This is a genomic window from Actinacidiphila acididurans, assembly GCF_016918855.1.
In the GTDB taxonomy this organism is placed as follows: Bacteria; Actinomycetota; Actinomycetes; order Streptomycetales; family Streptomycetaceae; genus Actinacidiphila; species Actinacidiphila acididurans.
Genome location: NZ_JADKYB010000022.1, coordinates 89,436 through 115,011, shown reverse-complemented (window position 1 = coordinate 115,011; position 25,576 = coordinate 89,436). Strand labels below are relative to the sequence as shown.

Below are 25,576 nucleotides of genomic sequence, written 5' to 3'. Positions count from 1 at the left end.
TCCCGTCCTGACCCGTCTGGCCCGCCTGCTCCGCCCGGCACAGCGCGAAAGCCCTGCTGTTCGGGACCAGCCCGTCGAGCCTCAGGACCCGCCCGCTCAGGGTCGGTCCGCCCGGCCAGAGGTGCCCGCTGACCGGGGCCGGCCGACACACTCCGAGGGCTCGGCATCTCACGACCGGCCCGAACCGTCCGAGGACCAGGACTCCCCCGACGAGCCCGCCCGGCCCGAGCTACCGGCCGGCCAGAACCAGCCGGCACCGCTCGGCGGCCCGGACTCCGGGGACCGGGCCGCCCTGTCCAAGGCCCGCGCCGCTGGCGGCCAACACGTACAGCCCCCCGCGCCGCCCGCACCCGCCCCCGCCCCCCGCGCAGCCGTCATCGGGGGCGACGCCGACACCGTGATCACCGGCGACAACGCCACCGTCGTCAACCTGACCGTCACCGGAGCTGCCCCGATCCCCGAGGAAGTGGACCCGGAGGCCGCGGTCGCGCGGTACGGGCAGCGGGTGCGTGACACGTACGGGCGGCTGGACCTGGAGGTGATCAGGCCGCTGGACGATCAGGGCCGGACGCCGGCGGTGCACCTGACGGAGGTGTTCGTGGCGCCCAAGGTGCGGGCCGGGGTGCGCGCCGTGGAGTTGCCGCGCGAGCTGGTGCGGCGGCTGGCGGAGCCGGAGGTGGCGGAGCCGGGGCGGACGCGAGCCGGGGAAGACACCCGCGGCCTGCTCGACGTATTGGACGCGGCGACGCTCGCCCGGGCGCGGACCGACTACCGGCAGCGGCCCCGCCAGTCCGTGCTGTCGCTGCTGGCGGCGCCGGGCAACCGGTGCGTGGTGCTGCTGGGCGATCCGGGGGCGGGGAAGTCGACGGTCGTACGGTACGTGGCGCTGACGCTGCTGGCCGGCCCGGCGCCGGACCATCCGCTCGGGCCGCTGGCCGGCATGCTGCCGGTGGTCGTGGAGCTGCGCCGGTTCGCCGAACGGGAGTGGCGGGACGCCACGTTCGAGGAGTTCCTGCGGCATCTGCACCGTACCCAGGGCCTGTCCGTACCCGAGGCGGTGCTGCGGGACCGGCTGGCCCGGGGGAAGGCACTGGTCGTCTTCGAGGGGCTGGACGAGCTGTTCGACCCCGGGCTGCGCCGCGAGCTGGAAGGCAGGATCGCCGAGTTCGCCCGCGCCCACCCGCTGGCCAGGGTCGTCGTCACGTCCCGGATCACCGGCTACCAGGAAGCGGTGCTGGAGGAGGCGGGGTTCGGCCACTACGTGCTCCAGGACCTGGACCGGCCGCAGATCGAGACGTTCGCACGCCGCTGGTACGCGAAGGTCTGCCCGCACGACCCGGAGCTGGCCGAGAAGCTGGGCGACCGGCTGACCGGGGCCGTCGCGCGGTCCCGGCCGATCCGCGAGCTGGCCGGCAACCCGCTGCTGCTGACGATCCTCGCCCTGATCGGCCGGCGGCACGAACTGCCGCGCAGCCGCCGGGGCGCGTACCGCCACGCGGTGACCGTCCTGGTCGCGCACTGGGACCTGGACGCGAAGTTCCTCGGCGAGGAGCTGCCGCAGGCGGTGCGGGACGTGCTCGGCGCGGACGAGCGGCTGGAGCTGCTGCAGTTCCTGGCCCGCCGGATGCAGGAGGACGGGCAGGGAGACCGGCGGCAGGACGGCCCCGGGAACGAACAGGAGCACGCGAAGGAGAACGGGCACGGCATCGGCGCCAACCGCATCCACGGCACCGACCTGGAAGAAGTGTTCCGTACCTTCCTGGCCCAGTACCCGCTCTCCGGGCCGGACGTAAGCGCGGGCGCCCGCGGCCTGGTCGCACTGCTGCGCCGGCGGAACTTCATCCTGGCCCGCTACGGCGGCCAGGTGTACGGCTTCGTGCACCGCGCCTTCCTGGAGTACCTGGCCGCGTGCGACATCGCGGACCGCTACCGGGACCGAAGGGACTGGCCGACGCCGCAGGACCTGCTGGACGACGTCGTCACCCGGCACGCCGCCGACCCGTCCTGGCGCGAGGTGCTTTTGCTGCTCGCCGGGCTGCTCGGCGACCGGGACGCCGCGGCGATGGTCGACCACCTGCTGGACCTGTACCGCTCCCGGGCCGACCCGGCGATGCTGGTGCTGGCCGTGCGGTGCCTGGCCGAGTTCGGCCGGACCGGGTCGCTGGCGGCGCAGAGCGCGCGGGCCGTGGACGAGCTGACCACCGCGCTGTCGCTCGGCCCGGGCGACCGGCTGCGCGAACTCGGCCCGGTGCTGGCCGGGTTCCCCGAGGCGTGGGAGGGCCGGGCCCGGTATCTGCGCTGGTTCCACCTGAGCGGCCAGTTCGTGCCCGAATACCGCTTCTACGCGGACGGCGGCCTGGTCGTCTCCCCCGAGTCCACGGCCGCGCACCTGGCCTGCCACCTGTACGGCGACCCGGCCCGGCTGAGCACGCTGGCCCGTTTCCACGAGGGCGCCGACATCCGCGCCGCCGCCCTGCGCGTACTCGGCGAGCGCCGCCCGCACAGCGAACCGGCCCTGGCGCTGCTGCTGGAACGCGCCGTCGCCGACCGCAGCGACCGGGTACGGCACACCGCGGTGCAGGTCCTCGGCGAGTGGTGGCCGCACGAGGAGCGGGTACGGAACCTGCTGCCGGCCCGGATCGCCGCCGAGACCAGCGACTACGCACGCGGCGCCGCGCTGACGGCGCTCGCGGAGTGGTGGGCGGACGGCGAGGACGCCGGGCCGACGCTGCGCGTGCTGCTGGAGCAGGCGCGGACCACCAGGTCGGAGTACGTGGCGCAGGTCGTGTTCCACCAGCTCGGCCGGCGCTGGGCCGACCAGCCGGAGGTCCGCGCGGCGGCCCGCGACGCGCTGGGCTCCCCGGTCGCGGCGGTACGGGCCGGCGCGCTGCGGATGACCGCCGAGCACGACCCGCCGCGGGAACAAGCACCCGCAGAAATAAGGGAGTCGGCGGTGGCCGATCCGGGTCCGCCGGTACGGGCCACCGCCGTGACACTGCTCGGCGAGCTGTGGCCGGACGACCCGCTGGTGCCCGGCCTGCTGCGCGAGCGGGCGGCGGCGGACACCGCGCCGCAGGTGCGCGAGGCGGCGCTGCGCGCGCTGGCCGGGTTCCGGGCGACCGACGAGGACGCACTGGAGACCCTGCTGGAGCGGGCCGCGGCCGACCCGAGCGGCGGCACCCGGGCGTTCGCGCTGCGGCTGCTCGGCGAACGGCGGCCGGACGACGAGCGGGTGGTCGCGCTGCTGCTGGAGAGCGGCCGCGCGGACCGCAGCGCCGGTGCCCGTATCGAGGCACTGCGGCTGGTGGCCGGCCGGCGGGCGGACGACGAACGGGTGCGCGCCCTGCTGCTGGACCGGGCCGGCCCGGCGGAGCGGGACCGGCTGGTACGGGCCGCGGCGCTGCGGCTGCTGGCCGGGCAGTGGCCGCGAGGCGACACCAGGGCAAGGGAGTTGCTGCTGGACCGGGCGGTCACCGATCCGGACGGGCACGCCCGGGTGGTCGCCCTCCAGGTGCTCGGCGGTCACCGGCCGGACGATCCGGCCGTACGGGATCTGCTGCTGGAGCAGGCGGTACGCGATCCCGCCGCCCGGCCGCGGGCCACCGCGCTGGACCTGATCGGCAGCCGGTACCGGGCGCACCCGGGTGTGCCGGAACTGTTCGCCGAGCGGGCCGTGCAGGACCCGGCGCCGGGCCCGCGCGAGGCTGCTTTCCGGCACGCGCTGCTGGGCCGGCCCGAGGCGGAGGCGGTCGCCTCGGCGCTGGCCGGTCCGGACCACGCCCACCGCGGGCTGGCCCTGCGAATGCTGGTCTGGCAGTGGCCGGGTCAACCGCGCACCCGCACCGCGCTGGAGCGGGCCGCGCGCCGCGAACCGCACGGGCCGACGCGGCAGTTGGCCACCGACCTGCTGGCCGTACTGGCCTCGCTGCGGGCCGGAGCGGAATCGGCGGGCGTGGCACCGGAAGGGGCCGAACCGGAGGAAGCGCAGCACGATAAAGCGGAACCGGAGGGCCCGGACCGGCCGGCCGCCCCGGACCCCACCGGCCACGCGCACCACTCGGCCGCCGGCTGACCCGAGCGGAACCCGAGCGGAACCCGAGCGGAACAGATACGCACACCCGGAACCGGCAGAAACGCACGCGATCGGACCGCGACTGCCGGGGATGCGGCCCGAATTCCGGGAAATACGGTTGAGAAGCCGACGCATTCGGCAGGATGGTCAGGGGGAGGCAAAGGGCGGTCGGGGAGCCACCGGAAGAGTACGAGGCTTCGTACTGGCCGCCGTGGGGACGGTGGTGCTGGAATCTTCACCACGGGATCGAGCCCGTGACGCAGGGGGTCGGAGAAGAGCGCGCGGCGCGCCTCTTCCAGCGGCGGATCGTGTCATGCATTTCGCGACCGCAATTCACGTGTGTTCATGCCGTCGTGCCGGACGGAGATTTCCGGCACCCCGGTGACCGAAGTTCCGTGGGGGTTGATCGTGCACAGCTTGATCACGCACAGCTCAGTACGCGGCCGCCGGCCGCGGAGAATGCCGCGCCGGTTCCTGCCGGCGGCCGTTCTCCTGTCGGCCGTCGTCGTGTTCTGCGTGGACATCTCGTCGTCCTATCCGGTCCCGGCCCGCGAGCAGGCCAGGGCGACGGTCGCCGAGGCGCTGCCGGAACTGGTCGCCCCCGGCCGCAAGGAGAGCGCGGTCTACGTCTACACCATCGGTGTCAATACGTATCAGGGTCCTCCCAGAGCTCATTTGCACATCCCGGCGCTGGACGAAAAGCCCGCCTCGGCGGCCGGCAATAACGCTCCTTTGCAGGGAACCAAGGTGTCCGGCAAGGTCCGGGATTTCGAGAAGCAGTGGGAAGACCTGCGGGACCGGGCCATGTCGGATGCCCGGGGCGAGGCCGCGAAGCTGAAAGCGCTGTCCGTCTCCGCGTCCGAGCCCGGCACCGACATCGGCGGCTGCCTGAAGAATGCGTCCGAGCAGTTCTCCGGCCGGCCGCACGGAACTCCGCTGTATCTCGTCATCGCCTCGGACCTCGCACCGGACGGCACCCAGCAGCAGTCGCACGCGCCGATTTCCGGGGCCCGGGTCCGGGTCGTCGACTTCACCTGCGACGAAGCGGTGGCGTGCGACAAGCGGAAGACGTCCTGGACGCACAAGCTCACCGGGCTGGGCGCGGTCTCGGTCTCCGTCACCCGGCCCGGATACGACGAGCACCTCTTCGACGCAGGAGCGGGCGGTTCCGGCGGGCCCGGCGGGACGGGAGGGACCAACGGATGAACGGGCTGCCGAAAGTCCTGCTGATCGTCGGCGCCTGCGTACTGGCGCTGCCGCTGGTCGCCTTCCTGCGCGGCCACATGCGCACCATCGCGACGTCGGTCGCGGAGTGGATCGCGTACTGCCTGCGGCTGGTGACCACGGACCTTCAGGCCGCCGCGGACGGCACCAGGAACGCCGTGGACCGGGCCAGGCACGGCATCATCCGGAACGGCTGGCCGGTATGGCCGCTGATCGCCGCGCTGATCGCGGTGTCCGGGGCCTTCCTGTTCGTCCGCTCCGAGTACTACCTGGTGATGCTGACCGCGAAGGCGATCTTCGCGCCTTCCGTGTACGACCCGCGGCGCGGCTGGGTGCCGCCGAGCCACGCCGAAGTGGAGATGGCCACCTCGGTGGCCTGGGTGTTCGTCGGCGGCACACTCGTGCTCGGCGGGCTGCCGTTCGTCCTGGCGGACGACCACAAGGATCCGAAGTCCCGCCGGGTCGGCCCGCTGGACGGGCAGCCGGAGAGCGTCAAACGGGCCGTCACCCGCGCGGTCTACGTCCTGTCGGTGGTCGCGGTCCTGGGCTCGATGGTCCTCGGCTGCTACCGGGCCTACCTGGCCGGCTCCGGCAGCGGCGTCATGGACGGCGTGGCCGCCTACGCGGCCGGCGCCGGGACCGCCACCATCACCAGCGTGGGTTCGCTCGCCGTGGGCTGGGCGGTGGACTACGCGCTGATGGGCACCTGGCTGCTGATCGTGGCGGTGCTGCACCTGGGCCTCCGGGTGGTGCTGCTGCCGGTGAAGATGGCCTCCGACCTGGCGCAGCGCAACGCCGCGGTGATCACCCCGGCCGCGGTCGACGCCATGGCCCGGCTCGGCGCCACGGCGAACCGGCGCGGCGGCACCGCGAAGGCCGGCTCCGACGCGAGGGGCGAACCGTACCCGCCCGCCCAGGAATTCATCTCCTCCGGCGAGGACGTGGACGGCCCGGTGTACGTGGTGCCGCCCGGCAGCACCTTCGCCGGCCGGTGGCAGGTGGTGGGGAACCTGCCGAACGCCGACACCCCCGGATACGCGGCGGCCGTCATGCTCTGCCGGGACCTGAGCGCGCCGGGGACACCCGCGGACTTCGTGATCAAGCTGCTGTCGAAGGAGCAGCAACAGAACGCCAAGGAGTGGCGCCGGGAACTGGAAGCGGCCTCGCGGGTGCACAGCGACTGGGCGGTGCCGGTGCTCGACAGCGGTGTGACCACCAAGTGGCTGTGGATGATCACCCCGCACTACGTCCCCGGGTCGCTCGCCGTCAACGGCCGCACCCTGGTGCGCAGCCGGAACCTGGACTGGTGCCTGGCCATGGTCGAGAAGCTGCTGTGGGGCCTCCAGGCGGTCCACGAGCAGCGGATCGCGCACCTGGACATCAAGCCCCAGAACGTACTGCTGTCCTGGGAGGACCCCGAGCACGGCGTCCTGCGGCCGGCCCTGGCCGACTTCGGGCTGGCCAAGCAGTTCTCCGAGCAGGACCTCTCGCAGAGCTTCCGGCCCCGCGGCACGCCGTTCTACATGCCCTACGAGCAGATGACCGTGGACCGGCGGCGCGACGACCGCTCGCCGCTGTCCGACATCTACGCCATGGGCAGCCTGCTCTACTGGCTGATCTCCGGCAAACCGGCGCTCGCCCGCGAGGCGCAGGCCCTCACCGACAACCCGGACCGCACCCACATCAAGGAGCTGATGGAACGCGACCACCGGCCGGCCCGGCTGGACGCCCTGGTGACGGGGCTGCCGGTCTCGGTGGCGGACCTCGCCGACCGCTGGCTCGCCCACGACCCCGCCCAGCGGGTCGACCAGGTCGAGGACAAGACCCCGGCCGAGTGCGCGCTGCTGATGCTGGTGGCGATGCGCAACGAGCTGCTCCGCTCCGACCCGAACGCCCTGCGGATGCCGGTGGGCCAGGACGTCGCGCTCGACGGACTGCCGGCCACCGCCGGCCAGGGATTCAGCGAGGAGTCCGGCCCGGGGTCCTACAGCGAGGAGTCCTACGGCAGCGAGTCCTCGGGCAACGGGCCCTCCGGCGGCGGATCGTGGTCCGGCAATCCCGGCAGCGGGCCCTCCGGCGCCGGCTTCTCCGCCAACGGCGCTCCTGGCAGCGGCTTTTCCGGCAACGGCTTCCCCGGCGGCAACGGCTCCCGAAGGGACGGGTGACCACCATGTCGTACTCCGTGCTCCTCCTGTCCGCCGTCCTGGCGATCCTCGTGTTCCTGGCGCTGATCCTGCTGATCCGGGAGGCCTGGCGGGCCCGATCGTGGAATCACCGCCACAACGGCTCCGGCCGGACCACCGGTCGGTGGCGGGAGCCCGCACCGAAACGGGAGTCCGGTCCGCGCGAGCCGCAGACCCGTACCCCCAAGCCCGAACCGGCCCGGGACGCCAGGCACCGCGACGGCGACGGGCCCGTAACGCACCTGCGGACACCGGACCTGGCGCTGCCCGCGCTGCCCTCGGCGTCGCGCCGGCCGGCGGATCCGCCCGAGTCCGGGTCCCCCGCGGCGGCGGACCAGGACCGGCTGCCGGCCCGGACGGAGGACGTGGGCGAGCCGGCCCGGGACGAACCGCGCGGGCTGCCGGCAGCCGAACACCGCCGCCCGGACACCCTGGTGACGCCCGCCAAGGGACTGCCCGCGCTGCCCTCGGCCCAGCGGCCCGAGTCCGCGACAGGACAGCCCGAAGCCGCGGCGGCGCGGCCGCGGCGGGACGCGGAAGCGGGCGGCAGGCCGGCCCGGGCGCCGGGCGAGGCCACCGGGACGGTGTGGCTGCACACAGGGGCGGCGACCTCGGCCGGACGGCACCGGCGGCGCAACGAGGACGCCCACTTCGCCGACCCGGACCTGGTGGTGGTGGCCGACGGCGTCGGCGGCGGCCCGGCCGGGGACGTGGCCGCCAAGCTGGCCGTGGACGCGGTGGTCCGGGCCTGGCGGCGCAGCGGCCGGCCCACCCACCACCACCTGGAGGGCGGCTTCCGGGACGCCAACGCGGCGGTCGGGCAGTACGTGCGGACCCATCCGCGGCTGCGCGGGATGGCGACCACGCTGGACGCGTGCGTGGTGGTCGGCGACCGGATCGTGGGAGCGCACGTCGGCGACGGGTCCGTGTGGGCGGTGTCGCCCGCGGACCGGAGCGTACGGCTGGTCACCAAGGCCCACGCGGAGCCGCGGGGACCGCTGCTGCGGGTCATCGGCTCGCCCGGCGGGGCCCGTCCCGACCTGTGGGAGATCGCCGCCCGCCCGGACACCCGGCTGATCCTGTCCAGCGACGGGCTGGTGGCCGACCAGGACGAGCGGAGCGTACGGAAGCTGATCGGATCGACGCTCGACGTCGGCCCGGCGGAAACCGCGTCGATTCTGCTCAAGTCCGCCCTCAAAGCGGGCGGAAGCGATAATATCACCGTAATTGTTGCCGATATTGTCCTTACCGGACCAATCGCGCAGCCACTGTCGTTCGGCGAATGATCGGGGGGTCATGCACGTCCCGCCACAGGCAACCATCGAACTCCAGACCGCGGACGGCTGGCGGTCCTTCCGGCTCGAGCCGGAGGAGACCTTCTACCTGAGCCGCAAGGTGATCGCCCAGCACGATCCGGAGCTCGCCCAGTTCTGCTCCCGCCGGCCCAACTGCCCGCAGGTCTTCTACCAGCGCAACCGGTGGACGATGCAGAACGAGTCGGAGAGCCGGCGGGTGCGGGTCGCCTTCCCGCGCGGCGGATTCGAGGAGATAGGGCACGGCGCGTCCGTCACGCTCGCCCGGGGCCGTACCGTCATCTACTTCGGCCCCAACTGGAAGGGCCAGGTGGCCGTCGTGGTGGCGGGCGGCGCGGAGCCCGAGCGCGACATGACCTCGGTCTCCGGGGAGGTGACCTACCGGGGGCCCGAACCCACCGGGCCGGTCGCGCAGATGCTCAAGCAGGGGTCGTCGTCCAGGATCGTGCTCGTCACGGTCCTGGCGCCCTGGCTGTCCGGCGACCCCGCGCTGCGCGACCTGCGGGACCGCAGCGTGGCCGCCAAGTGCGCGGGCTTCAGCGTGGGATTCGTCGACAAGGTGCTGAAGGAGGTCCGCGCCGCGCTGTGGCCGGACGCCGACTCCCGGCCGAGCCGCCCGGAACTGGCGGAGTACTTCATGATCCGCGGCCTGCTCGGCGCCGCGGACGTGGCGGCGCTCCCCCATGTCTCCTGCGCCCATCCCGGCTCGCGCGGCTCCGGCGCGGGGCTCACCGGGCCGGGCTCGGGGCCCGGCCTGTAGCGGGGCGGGATCGGCGCAGGCGGATCGGCGGAGGCGGGTCAGCGGTTGCCGCGGACCGGCTGCACGTGCAGGTTCTGCACGGAGGGGCCGACGCACTCCGGGGTGTTCCACGGGATGTTCGTGGACTCGGTCTGGTTGGGCGGGAAGACGCGCAGGGTCGGCACGGTCGTCAGGCCGCACTGCGCGGCGGAGAAGCCGCTCTGGCCGTTGAGCGACTCGACGTCGGCGAAGGCGTGGGCGTTCGGGATCAGGGTGACCGTCGTGACCGGGCCGGGGGTGCGGTCGGCCGCCTTGCCGAGCTGCACGTTGTGCGCCTTGACGAAGGACACCCCGGGGTAGCCGCGCAGGGTGCACGCGGCCGGGCCGGTGTTCTGGAAGACCAGCGTGAAGTTGGTGTGTCCGGCGCCGCTGTTGATGTCCGAGACAGTGGTCTTGAGGTTCCGCGTCGCGCAGGCCGGCACGGTGGGGGCGGCGCCCGACGTGTGCGACGGCGACCCCGCCGCGTCCGGCCGCACCCCCGTGCCGCCGGCCGCGGTGGGCGCCGTGCCCGCGCCGCCGCCCGCCGCGTCGGAGGCCGCCCCCGGGTCCTGCGCGACGGAGGTGCTGGTCGCGGCCGACGGCGCGGCGGAGGCCCCCGTGACCGAGCCGTCCGGCCCGCAGGCGGTGACGGCAAGGCCGGCCGCGACCAGCGCGGCGACGGGAATCCCACGGCGAACGGTGCGGCGGACGGTCCGGCGAACGGCGCTGGTCGGCATCGGGTCCTTCTTTCCTCGACGGTCGGCGGCGGGTGCCACGACGATCTTCTGTGTCCCGCCTACCCCCTGTCAGCGCCTGTTGCATGGCAGGGACAAGACCCCTGTGGCCCCGGAACATTCGTTGCGCCGCCGCCGGAATGTCCCCGCGCCACTGCCGCCCGTCACACTGCGGCCGCCCGGAGCACCCGTACGGCCCACACATCTCGTCTGACGGCCACTCACTTCAGCCATCGGGTTCCGCGATTCACGGCAACGACGCGGGATGCGGCGCCGGGGCGGCGGCGGGCAGCGAGACCACCATGGTCAGGCCGCCGCCGGGGGTGTCCTCGGGGGTGAGGGTGCCGCCCATCGCCTCGGTCAGGCCGCGGGACAGCGCCAGGCCCAGCCCGAGCCCGGTGGTGTTGTCGGTGTCGCCCATCCGCTGGAAGGGCTCGAACACCCGGTCGCGGTCCTCGGGGGCGAGCCCGGGGCCCTGGTCGACCACCCGCAGCTCCACCCGGTCCCCCAGGGCACTGGCGCTGACCAGCACCTTCTTGCCGGGTGGGGTGTGGCGTACGGCGTTGGTGACCAGGTTGGCGATCACCCGTTCCAGCAGCGGCGGGTCCACGACGACATCGCCGACCTCGGCGATGCCCTGGGTGAGGACGGGCACCGCCGGGTCGGGCAGGGTGTCCAGGGCCGGCGGCAGCACATCGGCGAGCGCGGTCGGCTGGAGGTGCAGGCTGAGCGCGCCCGCCTGGAGCCTGCTCATGTCCAGCAGGTTGTCCACCAGGCGGTTGAGCCGGACCAGCGACTCCTCGGCCGTCGCGAGCAGTTCGTCCCGGTCCTCGGCGGAGAAACGCACGTCTCGGCTGCGCAGACTGCTGATCGCCGCCCATCCCGCGGCGATCGGGGTGCGCAGGTCGTGGCTGACCGCGGCGAGCAGGGCGGTACGCATCCGGTCGGCGGCCCTGACCGGCTCCACCTCGGCGGCGGCCTCGGCCAGCCGGGCCCGCTCCAGGGCGGCGGCCACGTGCCCGGCGAAGGCGATCAGCACCCGCCGCTCGGACGCGGCCAGCCGCCGCCCGCGCAGCACCATGACGTCGTCCGGGCCGACCGGCACCACCACGTCGGTCCCGCGCGATCCGCCGCCCGCGTCCGTACGGGTGCCCGAGGTGCCGCCCGCGTCCGTACGGCTTTCCGCGCCGCCCTCGTCCGTACCGCCCCCGTCGTCGCCCGCGGACGCACCCGTACGGCCCGGAAGGTCGAGCTCCCCGCGGCGCACCAGCTCCGCGGAGTCCATGCCGAAGGCCTCCTTCGTCCGTTGGAGCAGCACCTGCACGCCCTGGTCGCCGCGCAGGATGCTGCCGGCCAGCGAGGACAGGGTCTCGGCCTCGGCGGTGGCGTTGGCGGCGCGGCGGGCCAGCCGCAGCGACTGGTCGACGATCGCGGCCACGGTGACGGCGACGACCGCGAACACGACGAGCGCGAGGAAGTTGTTCGTCTCGGCGATGGTGAACTTGTGGACCGGCGGGATGAAGTAGTAATTGAGCAGCAGCGACGCGGTGATCGAGGCGAGCAGCGCGGAGACCACCCCGCCGATGCAGGCCACGCCCACCACGGCCAGCAGGAAGAGCAGCGCGTCGCTGGTGAGGTTGAGGCCGGCTCCCGAGCCGGTCAAGGCCGTGGTGAGCAGCACCGGCAGCACCAGGCCGGCCACCGGACCCGCGACCTTGCGGAACCGGGACAGGCTGCTGCGGGGCACGGGCACCAGGCGGCCCAGGCGGGCCTGTTCGTGGGTGACCATGTGGACGTCGATGTCGCCGGACAGCTCGACGGTGGTCTCGCCGACCCCGCGGCCGGTCAGGAACCGGGCCAGCCGGCCGCGCCGGCTGGTGCCGACCACGAGCTGGGTGGCGCTCTCGGCGCGGGCGAACTCCAGCAGCGCGGTGGGCACATGATCGCCGACCACGGTGTGGAAGGTGCCGCCGAGGGATTCGGCCAGCGCGCGCTGCTTGGCCAGGGCGGCCGGGGAGGCGTCGGCCAGGCCGTCGCTGCGGGCGATGTGGACGGCCAGCAGGTCGCCGCCTGCCGAGCGGTCGGCGATCCGGGCGGCCCGGCGGATCAGCGTCTCGCCCTCCGGACCGCCGGTGAGCGCGACCACCACCCGTTCCCTGGTCTCCCAGACCCGTCCTATGCCGTGCTCGTACCGGTATTTCTGCAGCGCCTCGTCCACCCTCCCCGCCACCCAGAGCAGTGCCAGTTCGCGCAGTGCGGTCAGGTTGCCGATCCGGAAGTAGTTCGCGAGCGCCGCGTCGACCTTCTCCGGCGCGTAGACGTTGCCGTGCGCCATGCGGCGGCGCAGTGCCTCGGCGGGCATGTCGACCAGCTCGATCTGGTCGGCACGGCGCACCACCTCGTCGGGCACGGTCTCGCGCTGCGGCACGCCGGTGATCGTGTGGACGACGTCGTTGAGGGACTCCAGGTGCTGGATGTTCACGGTGGTGATGACGTCGATGCCGGCGGCGAGGAGTTCGTCGATGTCCTCCCAGCGCTTGGCGTGCCGGCTGCCGGCCACGTTGGTGTGCGGGAGTTCGTCGACGAGGGCGATCTGCGGGGCGCGGGCGAGCACCGCGTCGGTGTCCATCTCGGTGAACACCGCGTCGCGGTAGGTGCGTTCGGCCCGCGGCACCACTTCCAGGCCGTCCAGCATGGCCAGGGTGTGCGGCCGGTCGTGGCATTCCACGTAACCGACCACGACATCGGTGCCGCGGGCCGCCCGCCGCTTGCCCTCGTCCAGCATCCGGTACGTCTTGCCCACACCGGGCGCGGCGCCGAGGAAGACCTTGAGTCTTCCCCGGCGGCCGCGCGACGGCCCGGCGGGAGCGGCGGCAGGGGCCGGGGACGGTACGGGCACGGTGTCAGGCCGTCTTCGTCAGCGCGAGGTTGAGCTGGACCACGTTGACGTACCGCTCGCCCAGGAAACCCAGCGAGCGGCTGTGGGTGTTCTGCGCGACCAGCTTCGCCACCGCCGCCGGGTCCAGGCCGCGGGCCTTGGCGACCCGGTCGACCTGCTCGTCGGCGTAGGCCCGGGAGATGTCCGGGTCCAGGCCGGAGCCGGAGGCGGTGACCGCGTCGGCGGGCACGTCCTTCGGGTTGACCCCGTCGAAGGCGGCGATCGCCGCCTTACGGTCCTTGATCGACTTGATCAGGTCGGGGTTGTTCGGGCCGAGGTTGGAGGCCCCGGACGCGGTCGGGTCGTAGCCGCCGGCCGAGAACCGCGGCTGGAAGAACTTGGGGTCGGGGTGGCCGGTGTCCTTGCCGTTCTTCATCAGATCGAAGCTCTGGCCGATCAGGCTGGAGCCGACCACGTGGCCGTTGTCCTTGACGAGCGAGCCGTTGGCCTTGTGGCTGAACGCCGCCTGCGCGACCCCGGTGACGGCCAGCGGATAGATGATGCCGGTGATCACGGTGAGCAGCAGCAGGATCCGCAGCGCGGCCAGATGGTTGCGGATCGCGGCGGGGACAGTACGGGACATGATGGTGTGCCTTCCGCGCGCGGGTCAGCTCAGTCCGGGGATGAACTGGACGATCAGGTCGATGAGTTTGATCCCGGCGAAGGGCAGCACGAGGCCGCCCAGGCCGTAGATCCAGATGTTGCGGCTGAGCAGTGCGGCCGCCGAGGACGGCCGGTAGCGGACGCCGCGCAGGGCCAGCGGGATCAGCACCACGATGATCAGGGCGTTGAAGATGATCGCCGACGCGATCGCCGAGGTGGGGCTGTGCAGCTTCATGATGTTGAGCTTGTCCAGGCCCGGGTAGGCGGTGGCGAACATCGCGGGGATGATGGCGAAGTACTTGGCGACGTCGTTGGCGATGGAGAAGGTGGTCAGGGCGCCGCGGGTGATCAGCAGTTGTTTGCCGATCTCGACGATCTCGATCAGTTTGGTGGGGTTGGAGTCCAGGTCCACCATGTTCCCGGCCTCCTTGGCGGCCGAGGTCCCGGTGTTCATCGCCACCCCGACGTCGGCCTGGGCCAGCGCGGGCGCGTCGTTGGTGCCGTCGCCGGTCATCGCGACCAGCTTCCCGCCGGCCTGCTCCCGCTTGATCAGCGCCATCTTGTCCTCGGGCGTCGCCTCGGCCAGGAAGTCGTCGACCCCGGCCTCCTCGGCGATCGCCCGCGCGGTCAACGGGTTGTCACCGGTGATCATCACCGTACGGATGCCCATCCGCCGCAGTTCGTCGAACCGCTCCCGCATGCCCGCCTTGACGACGTCCTTGAGGTTGATCACGCCGAGCACCCGGGCGGTGGTGCTCCCGGCGCGCTCGACGACCTCTCCGACCACGAGCGGGGTGCCGCCGCCGGCCGCGATCGCGTCGACCATCGGGCCGACCTCTTCGGTGGGGTGGCCGCCGTTGTCGCGGATCCACTTCATCACCGCGGTCGCGGCGCCCTTGCGCAGCGTGCGGCGGCCGCCGCCATCGGCGGGCAGGTCGACGCCGCTCATGCGGGTCTGCGCGGTGAAGGGCACGAAGGTGGCGTCGCCGCCGAGTTCGCGGCCGCGCAGCCCGTGCTTCTCCTTGGCCAGGACCACGATGGAGCGGCCCTCGGGTGTCTCGTCGGACAGCGAGGAGAGCTGGGCGGCGTCGGCGAGCTCGGCCGCGGACGTACCGCCGACGGGGAGGAATTCGGCGGCCTGCCGGTTGCCGAGGGTGATGGTGCCGGTCTTGTCCAGCAGCAGTGTGTTGACGTCACCGGCCGCCTCCACCGCGCGGCCGGACATCGCCAGGACGTTGCGCTGCACCAGGCGGTCCATGCCCGCGATGCCGATCGCCGACAGCAACGCCCCGATGGTGGTGGGGATGAGGGCGACGACCAGCGAGACCAGCACCACGATGGACTGCTCGGCGCCGGCGAAGACCGCGAATGGCTGGAGGGTGACGACCGCGATCAGGAACACGATGGTCAGCGAGGCCAGCAGGATGTTCAGCGCGATCTCGTTGGGCGTCTTCTGCCGCGAGGCACCCTCCACCAGCGCGATCATCCGGTCGATGAACGTCTCGCCCGGCTTGGAGGTGATCCGCACCACGATCCGGTCCGACAGCACCTTGGTGCCGCCGGTCACCGCCGACCGGTCGCCTCCGGACTCGCGGATCACCGGCGCGGACTCACCGGTGATCGCCGACTCGTCCACCGACGCGATCCCCTCGACCACGTCACCGTCACCGGGAATGACCTGACCGGCCTCGACCACCACATGGTCACCGAGCTTCAACCCGGCGGCCGGCGCCGGCTCTTCACGTATCGCGGTGTCGCCGGGGTGCCAGTCGGTCAGCCGGCGCGCGACCGTCTCGGTCCGGGTCTTCCGCAGCGTCTCGGCCTGCGCCTTGCCGCGGCCCTCGGCGACGGCCTCGGCCAGGTTGGCGAACACCACGGTCAGCCAGAGCCACACCGTGATGACCCAGGCGAAGACGCTCGGGTCCTTGATGGCGAAGACCGTGGTCAGGACCGCCCCGACCTCCACGACGAACATCACCGGGTTCTTGACCATCACCCGGGGGTCGAGCTTCTTTCCCGCGCTGGGCAGGGAGACGAGCAGCATCTTCGGGTCCAGCAGGCCGCCGGAGACGCGGTGCTGCTGCTGCGGGGGCTGCGGCTCGCCCTGGGCGAGCGGGGGTTGTTCGGTGGTCAGGGAGGACATCAGTGCAGACCTTCCGCGAGCGGACCCAGCGCCAGCGCCGGGAAGTAGGTGAGGCCCACGACGATCAGGACGACCGCGGTGAGCAGGCCGACGAACTGCGGCCGGTGGGTGGGCAGGGTGCCGGTGGTGATCGGCACGGGCTGCTGCCGGGCCAGCGAGCCGGCCAGCGCCAGCACGAAGATCATCGGCAGGAAGCGGCCGAGGAGCATCGCCAGGCCCAGCGCGGTGTTCCACCAGTTCGAGGTCACGGTGATGCCGGCGAAGGCGGAACCGTTGTTGTTGGCCGCGGAGGTGAAGGCGTACAGCACCTCGGAGAAGCCGTGCGGGCCGGAGTTGAGCATGTTCGCCCGCTCGCCCTTGAGGGACATCGCCAGGCCCGAGCCGATCAGCACGACCGCGGGGGTGGCCAGGATGTAGAGGGAGGCGAACTTCATCTCGCGGCCGGTGAGCTTCTTGCCCAGGTACTCCGGGGTGCGGCCGACCATCAGGCCCGCCACGAAGACGGTGATGATCGCCAGGACGAGGATGCCGTACAGGCCCGATCCGGTGCCGCCGGGCGCGATCTCGCCCAGCATCATGTTGAAGATCGTCAGCCCGCCGCCGCCCGGCGAGAAGGAGTCGTGGAAGGAGTTGACGGCGCCGGTGGAGGTCAGCGTGGTCGACGCGGCGAACAGGGCCGAGGCCCAGACGCCGAATCTCTGCTCCTTGCCCTCCAGCATGCCCCCGGCCGCGTGGCCCGCGGAACTGCTGACGCTGTGCAGTTCGTTGACGGTGATCAGCGCCACCGAGGCGGCCCAGATCAGGCCCATCACGGCGAGGATCGCGTAGCCCTGCCGGTTGTCGCCGACCATGCGGCCGAAGGTGCGCGGCAGCGAGAAGGAGATCGCCAGCAGCAGGTAGATCTCGATCAGGTTGGAGAAGCCGGTGGGGTTCTCGAAGGGGTGGGCGGAGTTGGCGTTGTAGAAACCGCCGCCGTTCGTGCCCAGTTCCTTGATGGCCTCCTGCGAGGCCACCGGACCGCCGGTGATGGACTGCTTGTCGCCGACGATCGTGGAGATGTCGTGGATGCCGTGGAAGTTCTGGATCGCGCCGGTGGCGACCAGGATGATCGCGAACACGAACGCCATCGGGACCAGCAGCCGCACCACGATGCGGGTCAGGTCCACCCAGAAGTTGCCGATCCGGTCGGTGCGCTTGCGGGTGAAGCCGCGGATCAGGGCGGCCACCACGGCGATGCCGACGGCGGCGGACACGAAGTTCTGCACCGCCAGGCCGGCCATCTGCACCAGGTGGCCCATGGTCGTCTCACCTGAGTACGACTGCCAGTTGGTGTTGGTGACGAAGGAGGCGGCCGTGTTGAAGGCGGTCGCCGGGGCGACCGCCTTCATGCCGATGGCCAGCAGCAAGTGGTTCTGCAGCCGCTGGAAGGCGTAGAGGAAGAGGACGGAGACGACCGAGAAGGCGAGCACGCTGCGCAGGTAGACCGGCCAGCGCTGGTCGGCCTCGGCGTCGACGCCGCCCAGTTTGTAGATGCCGCGCTCGACGGCCAGGTGCTTGCCCGGGTTGAGAATACGGGCCATGTAGTCGCCGAGGGGCCGGTAGGTCAGGGCCAGCGCCCCGACCAGGGCGATGATCTGCAGCCAGCCCGCGAGGGTGCCGTTCACTAGAACCTCTCCGGGAAGATCAGGGCGAGCACGAGGTAGCCGAGCAGGCCACAGGCGACGATCAGGCCGACGATGTTCTCCGCGCTCACAGCTTCTCGACCCCCTTGACCACAAGCGCGAGCACGGCGAACACCGCGATCGTCACGGCTATGAACACGAGATCGGACATGAGCGGAACACCCCGGGGGTCGCAGACGCACATACGCCTCGAAGTCGTCGAGGCGGCCCCGGTCCACACCGGCGCTCCGCCAGGAAAACTCCGGGCGAGGCCGCCGCCGAGAGGCGTTAGCGGTCCCCTGACGCGCCCGGCGGGCCTCTTGATGCGGCTTTGACAGCACCGGTTTCAGGGGCGGTCTTGCGGCCGCGGGCCCGCTGGTCGGCGGCCGCGGGGGCCTGTCGCGGGCGGCCGGCGGGAGCGCGTCAGGGGGGCGTCAAGGCGGGGGCGGGCGGCGCAAGGAAGGCGTTAACGCGCTGGTCGCGTGGCAGGCGGCCGGGTTCGGTGGGGTGCGGGGGACGGACGGCCCGGGAGGTGTGCGGTGCGCGGGGTGTACGGACGGTGCACGGACGGAGGCGGTGCGCGATGAGGAGCATCCTGGCCGTGGACGACGACCCCCGCATGCTGCGGGTGCTGAGCACGGCGCTGCCCGCCTTCGACTTCGCGGTCGTCACCGCCTCCGACGCCGGCACCGCCCTGGACCTGGCCGCCCGCCGGGCCCCCGAGGCGGTGCTGCTCGACCTCGCGCTGCCCGACCTGGACGGCCTTCAGGTGCTGCGGTCGCTGCGGGCCTGGAGCAGTGTGCCGGTGCTGGTGGTCTCCGGCCGGACCGGCATCTCCACCCGGATCCAGGCACTGGACGCCGGCGCCGACGACTACCTCACCAAGCCGTTCGCGATCGACGAACTGGCCGCGCGGCTGCGGGCCGTGCTGCGCCGCCCGGCCGGCCTGGAACCGCCGGAGGAGGTTGAGGTCGGCCCCTGGACGGTCGACCTCAACGCCTGCACGATCACCCGCAGCGACGGCGCCGCGGCGGCCTCCGTGCACCTGACCCCCACCGAGTGGCGCATGCTCACGCTGCTCCTGCGCCGCCCCGGCCGCCTGGTCACCGGCCGCGACCTGCTCACCGAGGTCTGGGGCCCGGACCACCTGGACCGCGGCAACTACCTGCGCGTCTTCATGGCCGGCCTGCGCCGCAAGCTCGAACCCGACCCGGGCCGCCCCCGCCACCTGATCACCGAACCGGGCCTGGGCTACCGCTTCCAGCCCTGAGCCACCGCGTTCAGCCCTGACCGCACGCCCGGCGCGCGCGGGTGCGCAAGCGTCCGGCCACGTCCCGTAAGAGCTGCGTCAGGGTTCTTACGGCCTCCGGACGCTGCGGCGGTTCGGGCCGTTCATCACTTTCGTCCCCATGTCCGCGGGCTAGCGTGAGCTGACGGAAAGCCACCGGGGAGGCTCCGGAGAAACCTCCGGACACACCTGCCGGACACACGTGCATCCGTCATCCCCACACACCTTCAGCTCAGCCTCGGGACCAAGGAGTCGCATCATGACCGCTCGTCCGGTCCGTATCGCCGCCGCCGGTGTCGCCGCCGCAGCCGCGGCCGTCACCGCGGCGCTGTTCGCCGCCCCCACCGCGTCCGCCGCCGGGACCGCGACCGCACCCGCATCGCACAGGGCGGAGGTCGACGCCGGCGGCGCGGTGTTCGCGCAGAGCGACAACACCACCGCGAACACCGTCGTGGCCTACCACCGCGCGGCCGACGGCACGCTCGACCAGCAGGCCGTGTACCCGACCGGCGGCCGGGGCGGTGTGCTCGACGGGTCGGTGGTGGACCACCTGGCCTCGCAGGGGTCGCTCGCGTACGACCGGGCGGCCGGGCTGCTGTACGCGGTCAACGCGGGCAGCGACACGCTCACCGTGTTCGCGGTGCACGGCGACCGGCTGGAGCGCACGCAGGTCGTGCCGACGAGCGGCTCGTTCCCGGTGAGCGTGACCTACCACGACAACCGGGTGTGGGTGCTCAACGCGCTCGGCGGCGGCTCGATCCAGGGGTATGTGCGCCTGGGCGACAAGCTGGTGCGGGTGGCCGCGTGGCACCGCGCGCTCGGCCTGGACCCGCAGGCCGCGCCCCAGTTCACGCACACGCCCGGGCAGATCTCGTTCACGCCGGACGGCGGCAAGCTGGTCGTGACCACCAAGGCCGGCGCCAACACCGTGGACGTCTTCTCGCTGGGGCTGCTGGGCACGCCCGCGGCGGCCCCGGTGGTGACGAGCCTGCCGGACGCGGTGCCGTTCGCCTTCTCCTTCGACCCCGCGGGCCGGCTCCAGCTCGCCGAAGCCGGGCCGAACGCGGTGGAGACCTTCGTGCTGCACCCCGACGGCACCCTCGCCTCGCTCGGCCGCACCGCCACCGGCCAGGCGGCCACCTGCTGGATCACCGGCACCGGCGACAAGCTGTACGTGTCCAACGCCGGCAGCGCGAACCTGTCCGCCTTCCGTGCCCGCCCGGACGCGGCCCCGGTCCCGCTCGGCACCACCGCCACCGACCCCGGCACCGTGGACGCCGCCGTCTCCTCCGACGGCCGCACCCTCTACGCCCAGACCGGCGGCCAGGGCACGGTGGACGAGTTCGCCGTGCACACCGACGGCTCCCTGACCCGGATCGGCTCGGTCACCGTCCCCGGCGCCATCGGCGGCGAGGGCATCGCGGCCGGCTGAGCCGTGGACACGGCTGAACCGTACCCACGGCTCCGCCGCACACCTCGCTGAACCGTACACACACGTGTGCGTGACGACCCGGTCGACCGACCCCGTGCGCGGTCGACCGGGTCCGGTCGTGGCCGGGACTCCCCGCTCCTGGCCGCGACCCGTGCGTCACGGCTTGATCGCGACGCCCGCCCAGAGGCTGACGGCGGCGTCGGTGACGCCCTCGGCGAAGACCCCGTCGTTGTCGGGGCGCCAGCGGTGACCGAGGGCGATGCCGGGCTCGAGCAGGTCGAGGCCCTCGAAGAAGCGGGCGACCTCGGCCTTGGTACGCACCTGAAACGGGGTTCCGCCGGCGTAGTAGATGGCGGAGACCTTCTCCCAGCCCTCCGGGTCGTAATCGGGGGTGCAGTGGGTGATGGCGAGCGCACTGCCGGACGGCAGCGCGCTCATCAGGCGGCTGACCAGGGCGTACGGCTCCTGGGCATCGATGATGAAGTGCAGCAGTGCGTTGAGGGACAGCGCCACCGGCTGTGTCAGGTCCAGCACCTCGGCCAGCTCCGGGGCGCCCAGGAGCGCGTCGGGGTCGTTGGCGTCGGCGTGGATGTAGGTGGTGCGGCCCTCGGGGGTGCTGCGCATGAGGGTCTCGGCGTACTTCAGGACGAGCGGGTCGTTGTCCGCGTACACCACCCGGGCGTCGGGCACGACCGACTGGGCCACCTGGTGCAGGTTGGGCTCGGTCGGGATGCCGGTGCCGATGTCGAGCCACTGGCGTATGCCGTGCTCACGGGCGAGCACCCGGGTGGCCCGGTGCATGAAGGCGCGGTTCTCCCGGGCGCACACGTAGATCCCCGGATAGGTCTCGGCAACCCGCTCGGCCGCCTCCTTGTCGACCTCGAAGTTGTCCTTCCCGCCGAGGTAGTAGTCGTACATGCGGGCGGAATGCGGCTTGCTGGTGTCGATGTCCCGTGCGGCGTGGGGGCCGGTCATCGTATCCCTCCGGGGGTGTGCGGTGGTCGAGCGCGAGGTGCGCGTGCGGTGGTGCGCGGTACGGGCGGATCGGGTGGTGCGGACCTGCTGCGGACGGGCTGCTGAAAGGCTGAAGGGGAGGGTCAGAGGGCCGTCGTCATGTGGTCGGCGAGGCCGTTCTTGACGCCGTTGACGAACGCCCCGATCTCCTCGGGGGTGTAGATGAGCGCCGGACCGGCCGGGTCGGTGGACTGGCGTACGGCGATACGGCCGTCGGGCAGCCGTTTCATCTCCACGCACTGCCCGCCGCTGGTCCCGCTCCACGGCCGCTCCCAGCCGGTCTCGCCGAGCTGGCGGGCCGGGATGCCGTTGTAGACGCTGTCGTCGCTGAGCCTGTTGTCGGTGACGGTCACGAGTACTCCTTCCGCATGCGGTTCAAGAGCGTCTTGCTCTCGCTTGATGAGGTCAGGAGGGACATCCGGTTGTGCGCCTCGAGATGGGCGACGACGTCGGGCCGCTGGTCCAGGTAGATCGAGCCGGACAGCAGCTCCGTGTAGACGACGTCGGGCAACTCCGGGGCGTCGAACCGGAAGTAGGTGAACGGGGCGAACGCCCCGACGTGCGCGCCGGCGGTGAAGGGCACGATGTCGATGGTGACGTTGGGCAATTCGGCGGCCTCCAGCAGCCGGTCGATCTGTTCCCGCATCACCTCGGTGCCGCCGATCAGCTTGTGCAGCACCGCCTCTTCCATCACCACCCACAGGGTGGGCGCGTCGGGCCGGTCCAGCAGCACCGCGCGGCGCAGCCGCAGTTCCACCCGCCGGGCCAGCTCCTCCTGGTTGTCGTTGGGGAAACCGGCCCGCAGGATGGCCCGGGCGTAGTCGTGCGTCTGGAGCAGTCCGGTGACGTAATGCGGTTCGTACGTGCGCAGCGTCCGCGCGTCGCTCTCCAGGCTCACGTACGCGGTGAACCAGGAGGGCAGCACGTCACGGTAGCGGTGCCACCAGCCGGGCTGGGCGGCCTGCTCGGCCATGTCGACGAACTCGCCGGTCTCCTGCTCGTCGGCGCCGTAGATCCGCAGCAGCTTCTCCACGTACGGGATCTTCAGGCCGACCTCGGCCTTCTCCATCCGACGGATCGTCAGGGGCGTGACGCGCAGCGCCTGTGCCGCGCCCTCCAGGGACACCCCGGCGTTCTCGCGCAGGTCCTTCAGCCGTCTGCCGAGGATCATGCGGAGCACGGTGGGAGCGCTGGTACCGCCGGCAGCCGGACGGGCTTCGCTCACGACCTACCTCCTGAGTGTCTGTCACCAGCACCGAACCATAGACGATCTGATTGATGGCAACAGCCGGACATACACGAGTTGAAATTATCAGAGAGATGCTTGCGCGTTGAAGATGCCAGCTACCATAGTGTCACTGGCATAAGCCACAGCGGCCACAGCCGTGAACTTCCTCACCACCAGCCACAAGCGCACCGCGCGGGCGTCGGCCGTCCCCCCGACCGGCCGCTCGCGAGCAGCAGCACTCCCCCCACCCTCCCCGTCTCCCCCCGCCCTGCGCGCCCGTCGCCGACGGAAGGCGAAACCGTGCCCCTTGCCGCGTCCTACCGCTATCCCCAACTGCTCAGCGCAGCCTCCCGGGACAGAGTCCACTGGCTGGATCTGCCGCCGGGGCGTCCCGGCGTCGGCGCCGCCAGGTCCGCGGCGGGGGCCTGGCTTCAGATGTGGGAACTGCCCGAGGACACCCGCGAGGACGCCGTGCTCGTGCTGTCGGAGCTGGCCACCAACGCGATCCGGCACACCGCGAGCGGCCACTTCCTGTGCTGCGTCGGGCTGACGGCGGACGACCTGATTCACCTCGAGGTCCACGACCACAGCATCATCACCGACCGCTGCCTCACGCCCCGCAGCCCCGGCCTGGACGACGAGGGCGGGCGCGGCCTGTTGCTGGTTCAGCACCTGTCGGCCCGCTGGGGCGCCACGCAGTCGGTGCTCACCGGCGGGAACGCGGTCTGGGCCCGAATAGGCTCGCCGCGCCGCTGAGCCGGGCCGGCCGGGCTACAGCGCCGCGGGCACGGACAGGCCCTGCGCCACGTAGTACGCCCGCAGGGCGGCCTCGGCGCCGGAGCCGGTCGCGGTCATGATCCGCTGGAAACGGGCCGAGCGCAGGTCGCCGGCGACCAGCACGCGGGGGTGCTGGAGCGCGGGCGGGCAGTAGGTGTCGGCACCGGACACGAGTGCGCCGGGCGGCGCGGCGGGGGCGCTGCCCAGGTTGAGATAAGCGGCGGCGGCGCGGAGAGTGCCGGTACGACCGGTGCGGTCGGTCCATTCGGCACTCACCGCGCCGCTCGCCTTATAGCCGGTCACCCGCAGCCGCGCCAGCGGCAGTACGGTGACGCGCGGGTCGCCCCGTACCTCCTCGGCCTTGTAGTCGTCCTCCGGCGGGCAGGCGACGACGACCTCGGTGGCCGGTTCGGGGTGGGCGCGCAGAAATGTGCCGAGCGGGCGGTCGGCGCCCAGCACCAGCAGCGGACCGGCGGCGGCCTGCGCGGATGCGCCCCACAGCGCGGGCGGTTCGGCGCCGGCGGCGAGCGTCAGCCAGCCGGCCCGCTCCGGCGGCAGCGGGCCGACGCCGGTGGCGACCACCACGAAGGGGGCGGTCAGTCGGCCGCCGCTGTCCAGGGTGACGGTGACGTCGTCCTGGCCGGCCGCGATGTGCGTGGCCCGCACGCCGAGCCGAACCTCGCACAGCGGGGTCCGGGCGATGTCCGCGGTGATCGCCGCGGCGAGGTCCGGGCCGGTGCGGTGGCCGCCGGCCACGTTGTCCAGCGCCGGGATGTGCCGGAGCTTGCCGCACAGCGCCGCGGGCTCCACGAGCACCGAGCGCATGCCGACGCTCCCGGCGGTCAGCGCCGCCGCGCACCCGGCCGGGCCGCCGCCGACGACGATCAGGTCGGTAGGGACGGCTTCCGTACGGACGGGGTCCGTACGAACGGGGTCGCCGGCGGCCGGGCCGGCGCCGGCCCGATCCGTACGGTGGGCGGAGTCCGGGCCGGGCGGGGTGGCTGCCATGGGATCCATTCCAGCACCCGCGGGGGCGCGGCCGTGCGCAGGACGCCGTACGCGTCCCGGCACCGGCCGCGGGCCCGCCGGACTCCCGGCGCCCCTGGCCCCGACTGCTCCGCCTGCTCGACCTGTCGCGTCACTTACTCCACGACGATTACTCCACGACGATCTGGACGTCGATGTTGCCGCGGGTCGCCTTGGAGTAGGGGCAGATCTGGTGCGCCCGGTCGACCAGCTGCTTGGCGACCGCCTCGTCCAGGCTGTCCGGCAGCTCGACGCGCAGGGTGACGGCCAGGCCGAAGCTGTCGCCGTCGCGGCCGATGCCGACCTCGGCGGTCACGGACACGTCCTTGGTGTCGGTCTTGGTCTCCCGGCCCACCGCGCCGATCGCGCTGGCGAAACAGGCGGCGTACCCGGCGGCGAAGAGCTGCTCGGGGTTGGTCCCCTCGCCGTCGCCGCCGAGGGCGGGCGGGAAGGCCAGGGCCAGGTCGATCCGGCCGTCGGAGCTGACGGCCCGGCCGTCACGCCCGTTGGCGGTGGCGACGGCGGTGTAGAGCGCTTCCATCGTGCTTTCTCCCTCTGATCGCTTCGCAGGTCACCCGCGGTTCCGGCGTCTGCCGGGGCCGTCCGGGCCCGCACCAGAAGTGAAGCACACAACCTAGTTGCACGCAACTAAACTGCGGATCACTCACCGGGAGCTACACTGAGGGAATGACGCCCAGCCAGACCGCCCCCACGGAGCCGCCCGCCGGCCAGGCGCTGCGGCTGGAGGAGCAGCTCTGCTTCGCCGTGCACGCCGCCTCCCGTGCGTACGACGGCATCTACCGGGCCCTGCTCAAGAAGTCCGGCCTCACCTATCCGCAATATCTGGTGATGCTGGTCCTGTGGCAGCACGGCCCGCTGTCGGTCAAGGAACTCGGCTCCTACCTGCGCCTCGACTCCGGCACCCTGTCCCCTCTGGTCCGCCGCCTCGAATCGGCCGGCCTGGTCCGCCGGGTGCGCAGCGCCCAGGACGAGCGCTCCGTGATCGTCCACCTCACCGAGTCCGGCCGCGCGATGCGCACCACCATCGACGACGTCCCCCGCGCCATAGGCAAGGCGACCGGCCTCACCATGCCGGCGGCGATGGCCCTGCTCGCCGACCTCAACACCCTGACCGCGTCCCTGGAGGCGGCGGCTTCCTGAG

The 25,576-nt window shown here is 72.6% G+C and carries 20 protein-coding genes; 9 read left to right on the top strand and 11 right to left on the bottom strand.

The genetic code is table 11. From position 1 onward, the window contains the following. Positions 1-121 precede the first annotated feature (121 nt). From ITX44_RS42390 to ITX44_RS32010, 5 genes are all read left to right on the top strand, one after another. Positions 122-4,072, top strand: coding sequence for an NACHT domain-containing protein (locus ITX44_RS42390; RefSeq protein ID WP_205361735.1), 3,951 nt, complete (start codon positions 122-124; stop codon positions 4,070-4,072). Positions 4,073-4,480: 408 nt separating this feature from the next. Further along, the gene (locus ITX44_RS32025; protein ID WP_205361734.1) at positions 4,481-5,278 is read left to right on the top strand and encodes a hypothetical protein; all 798 of its coding nucleotides are present in this window, start codon (positions 4,481-4,483) and stop codon (positions 5,276-5,278) included. After that, positions 5,275-7,461, top strand: a complete 2,187-nt coding sequence (locus tag ITX44_RS32020; RefSeq protein ID WP_205361733.1) for a protein kinase domain-containing protein — start codon at positions 5,275-5,277, stop codon at positions 7,459-7,461. The genes ITX44_RS32025 and ITX44_RS32020 overlap by 4 nt, the downstream gene beginning before the upstream one ends. Before the next feature lie 5 nt (positions 7,462-7,466). Then, a complete protein-coding gene (locus ITX44_RS32015) occupies positions 7,467-8,765 on the top strand; it encodes a PP2C family protein-serine/threonine phosphatase (RefSeq protein WP_236062101.1) in 1,299 nt (432 codons plus the stop codon). Between the two features lie 10 nt (positions 8,766-8,775). Then, positions 8,776-9,552 carry a hypothetical protein gene (locus ITX44_RS32010; RefSeq protein WP_205361728.1) on the top strand — a complete coding sequence of 259 codons (777 nt, stop codon included), beginning with the start codon at positions 8,776-8,778 and terminating at the stop codon, positions 9,550-9,552. 38 nt (positions 9,553-9,590) lie between these two features. Here ITX44_RS32010 and ITX44_RS32005 read toward each other — a convergent pair whose 3' ends face one another. From ITX44_RS32005 to kdpF, 6 genes are all read right to left on the bottom strand, one after another. Further along, positions 9,591-10,307 (bottom strand): DUF4232 domain-containing protein, encoded by a 717-nt coding sequence (locus ITX44_RS32005; protein WP_205361726.1) that lies wholly within the window; start codon positions 10,305-10,307, stop codon positions 9,591-9,593. A gap of 244 nt (positions 10,308-10,551) precedes the next feature. Next, complete coding sequence (locus ITX44_RS32000; protein WP_205361724.1) at positions 10,552-13,203, bottom strand: sensor histidine kinase; 2,652 nt, start codon at positions 13,201-13,203, stop codon at positions 10,552-10,554. A gap of 4 nt (positions 13,204-13,207) precedes the next feature. Then, a complete protein-coding gene (kdpC, locus tag ITX44_RS31995; RefSeq protein WP_205361722.1) occupies positions 13,208-13,825 on the bottom strand; it encodes a potassium-transporting ATPase subunit KdpC in 618 nt (205 codons plus the stop codon). A gap of 24 nt (positions 13,826-13,849) precedes the next feature. Next, a complete protein-coding gene (gene kdpB / locus ITX44_RS31990; RefSeq protein ID WP_236062100.1) occupies positions 13,850-15,889 on the bottom strand; it encodes a potassium-transporting ATPase subunit KdpB in 2,040 nt (679 codons plus the stop codon). A 98-nt stretch (positions 15,890-15,987) separates the two neighbouring features. Further along, positions 15,988-17,652, bottom strand: a complete 1,665-nt coding sequence (gene kdpA, locus ITX44_RS31985; protein WP_205361719.1) for a potassium-transporting ATPase subunit KdpA — start codon at positions 17,650-17,652, stop codon at positions 15,988-15,990. Then, positions 17,652-17,741 (bottom strand): K(+)-transporting ATPase subunit F, encoded by a 90-nt coding sequence (gene kdpF / locus ITX44_RS41730; RefSeq protein WP_205361717.1) that lies wholly within the window; start codon positions 17,739-17,741, stop codon positions 17,652-17,654. Before kdpF ends, kdpA begins: the two co-directional genes overlap by 1 nt. A gap of 491 nt (positions 17,742-18,232) precedes the next feature. On the opposite strand from kdpF, the gene ITX44_RS31975 reads away from it, so the two are divergent. Next, positions 18,233-18,919: a response regulator gene (locus tag ITX44_RS31975; protein ID WP_205361714.1), complete on the top strand. Its 687-nt coding sequence runs from the start codon at positions 18,233-18,235 to the stop codon at positions 18,917-18,919. Between the two features lie 277 nt (positions 18,920-19,196). Continuing rightward, entirely contained in the window at positions 19,197-20,369 is a 1,173-nt protein-coding gene (locus ITX44_RS31970) for a lactonase family protein (protein ID WP_205361712.1), read from the top strand. Positions 20,370-20,525: 156 nt separating this feature from the next. Here the strand turns inward: ITX44_RS31970 and ITX44_RS31965 are convergent, their stop codons facing one another. From ITX44_RS31965 to ITX44_RS31955, 3 genes are all read right to left on the bottom strand, one after another. Further along, positions 20,526-21,344, bottom strand: a complete 819-nt coding sequence (locus ITX44_RS31965; protein WP_205361710.1) for an SAM-dependent methyltransferase — start codon at positions 21,342-21,344, stop codon at positions 20,526-20,528. A gap of 122 nt (positions 21,345-21,466) precedes the next feature. Next, complete coding sequence (locus ITX44_RS31960) at positions 21,467-21,736, bottom strand: DUF397 domain-containing protein (RefSeq protein WP_205361708.1); 270 nt, start codon at positions 21,734-21,736, stop codon at positions 21,467-21,469. Next, a complete protein-coding gene (locus ITX44_RS31955; protein WP_205361705.1) occupies positions 21,733-22,608 on the bottom strand; it encodes a Sco1979 family transcriptional regulator in 876 nt (291 codons plus the stop codon). The genes ITX44_RS31960 and ITX44_RS31955 overlap by 4 nt, the downstream gene beginning before the upstream one ends. Positions 22,609-22,911: 303 nt before the next feature. Between ITX44_RS31955 and ITX44_RS31950 the strand changes: the two genes are divergently transcribed. Further along, entirely contained in the window at positions 22,912-23,367 is a 456-nt protein-coding gene (locus ITX44_RS31950; protein ID WP_205361704.1) for an ATP-binding protein, read from the top strand. Between the two features lie 15 nt (positions 23,368-23,382). Here the strand turns inward: ITX44_RS31950 and ITX44_RS31945 are convergent, their stop codons facing one another. Next, positions 23,383-24,396 (bottom strand): FAD-dependent oxidoreductase, encoded by a 1,014-nt coding sequence (locus ITX44_RS31945; RefSeq protein ID WP_205361703.1) that lies wholly within the window; start codon positions 24,394-24,396, stop codon positions 23,383-23,385. Between the two features lie 148 nt (positions 24,397-24,544). Then, positions 24,545-24,955 (bottom strand): organic hydroperoxide resistance protein, encoded by a 411-nt coding sequence (locus ITX44_RS31940; RefSeq protein WP_205361702.1) that lies wholly within the window; start codon positions 24,953-24,955, stop codon positions 24,545-24,547. Positions 24,956-25,101: 146 nt separating this feature from the next. On the opposite strand from ITX44_RS31940, the gene ITX44_RS31935 reads away from it, so the two are divergent. Continuing rightward, entirely contained in the window at positions 25,102-25,575 is a 474-nt protein-coding gene (locus tag ITX44_RS31935; protein ID WP_205361700.1) for a MarR family winged helix-turn-helix transcriptional regulator, read from the top strand. Position 25,576 lies beyond the last annotated feature (1 nt).

Coding starts and splice junctions, on each gene's coding strand:
- kdpB (WP_236062100.1), bottom strand. CDS start 15,889: ATGCTGCTCGTCTCCCTGCCCAGCGCGGGAAAGAAGCTCGACCCCCGG.
- ITX44_RS31945 (WP_205361703.1), bottom strand. CDS start 24,396: ATGGCAGCCACCCCGCCCGGCCCGGACTCCGCCCACCGTACGGATCGG.
- ITX44_RS32005 (WP_205361726.1), bottom strand. CDS start 10,307: ATGCCGACCAGCGCCGTTCGCCGGACCGTCCGCCGCACCGTTCGCCGT.
- ITX44_RS32010 (WP_205361728.1), top strand. CDS start 8,776: ATGCACGTCCCGCCACAGGCAACCATCGAACTCCAGACCGCGGACGGC.
- kdpC (WP_205361722.1), bottom strand. CDS start 13,825: ATGTCCCGTACTGTCCCCGCCGCGATCCGCAACCATCTGGCCGCGCTG.
- ITX44_RS31975 (WP_205361714.1), top strand. CDS start 18,233: ATGAGGAGCATCCTGGCCGTGGACGACGACCCCCGCATGCTGCGGGTG.
- ITX44_RS31970 (WP_205361712.1), top strand. CDS start 19,197: ATGACCGCTCGTCCGGTCCGTATCGCCGCCGCCGGTGTCGCCGCCGCA.
- ITX44_RS31965 (WP_205361710.1), bottom strand. CDS start 21,344: ATGACCGGCCCCCACGCCGCACGGGACATCGACACCAGCAAGCCGCAT.
- ITX44_RS31940 (WP_205361702.1), bottom strand. CDS start 24,955: ATGGAAGCGCTCTACACCGCCGTCGCCACCGCCAACGGGCGTGACGGC.
- ITX44_RS32015 (WP_236062101.1), top strand. CDS start 7,467: ATGTCGTACTCCGTGCTCCTCCTGTCCGCCGTCCTGGCGATCCTCGTG.
- ITX44_RS32020 (WP_205361733.1), top strand. CDS start 5,275: ATGAACGGGCTGCCGAAAGTCCTGCTGATCGTCGGCGCCTGCGTACTG.
- ITX44_RS31935 (WP_205361700.1), top strand. CDS start 25,102: ATGACGCCCAGCCAGACCGCCCCCACGGAGCCGCCCGCCGGCCAGGCG.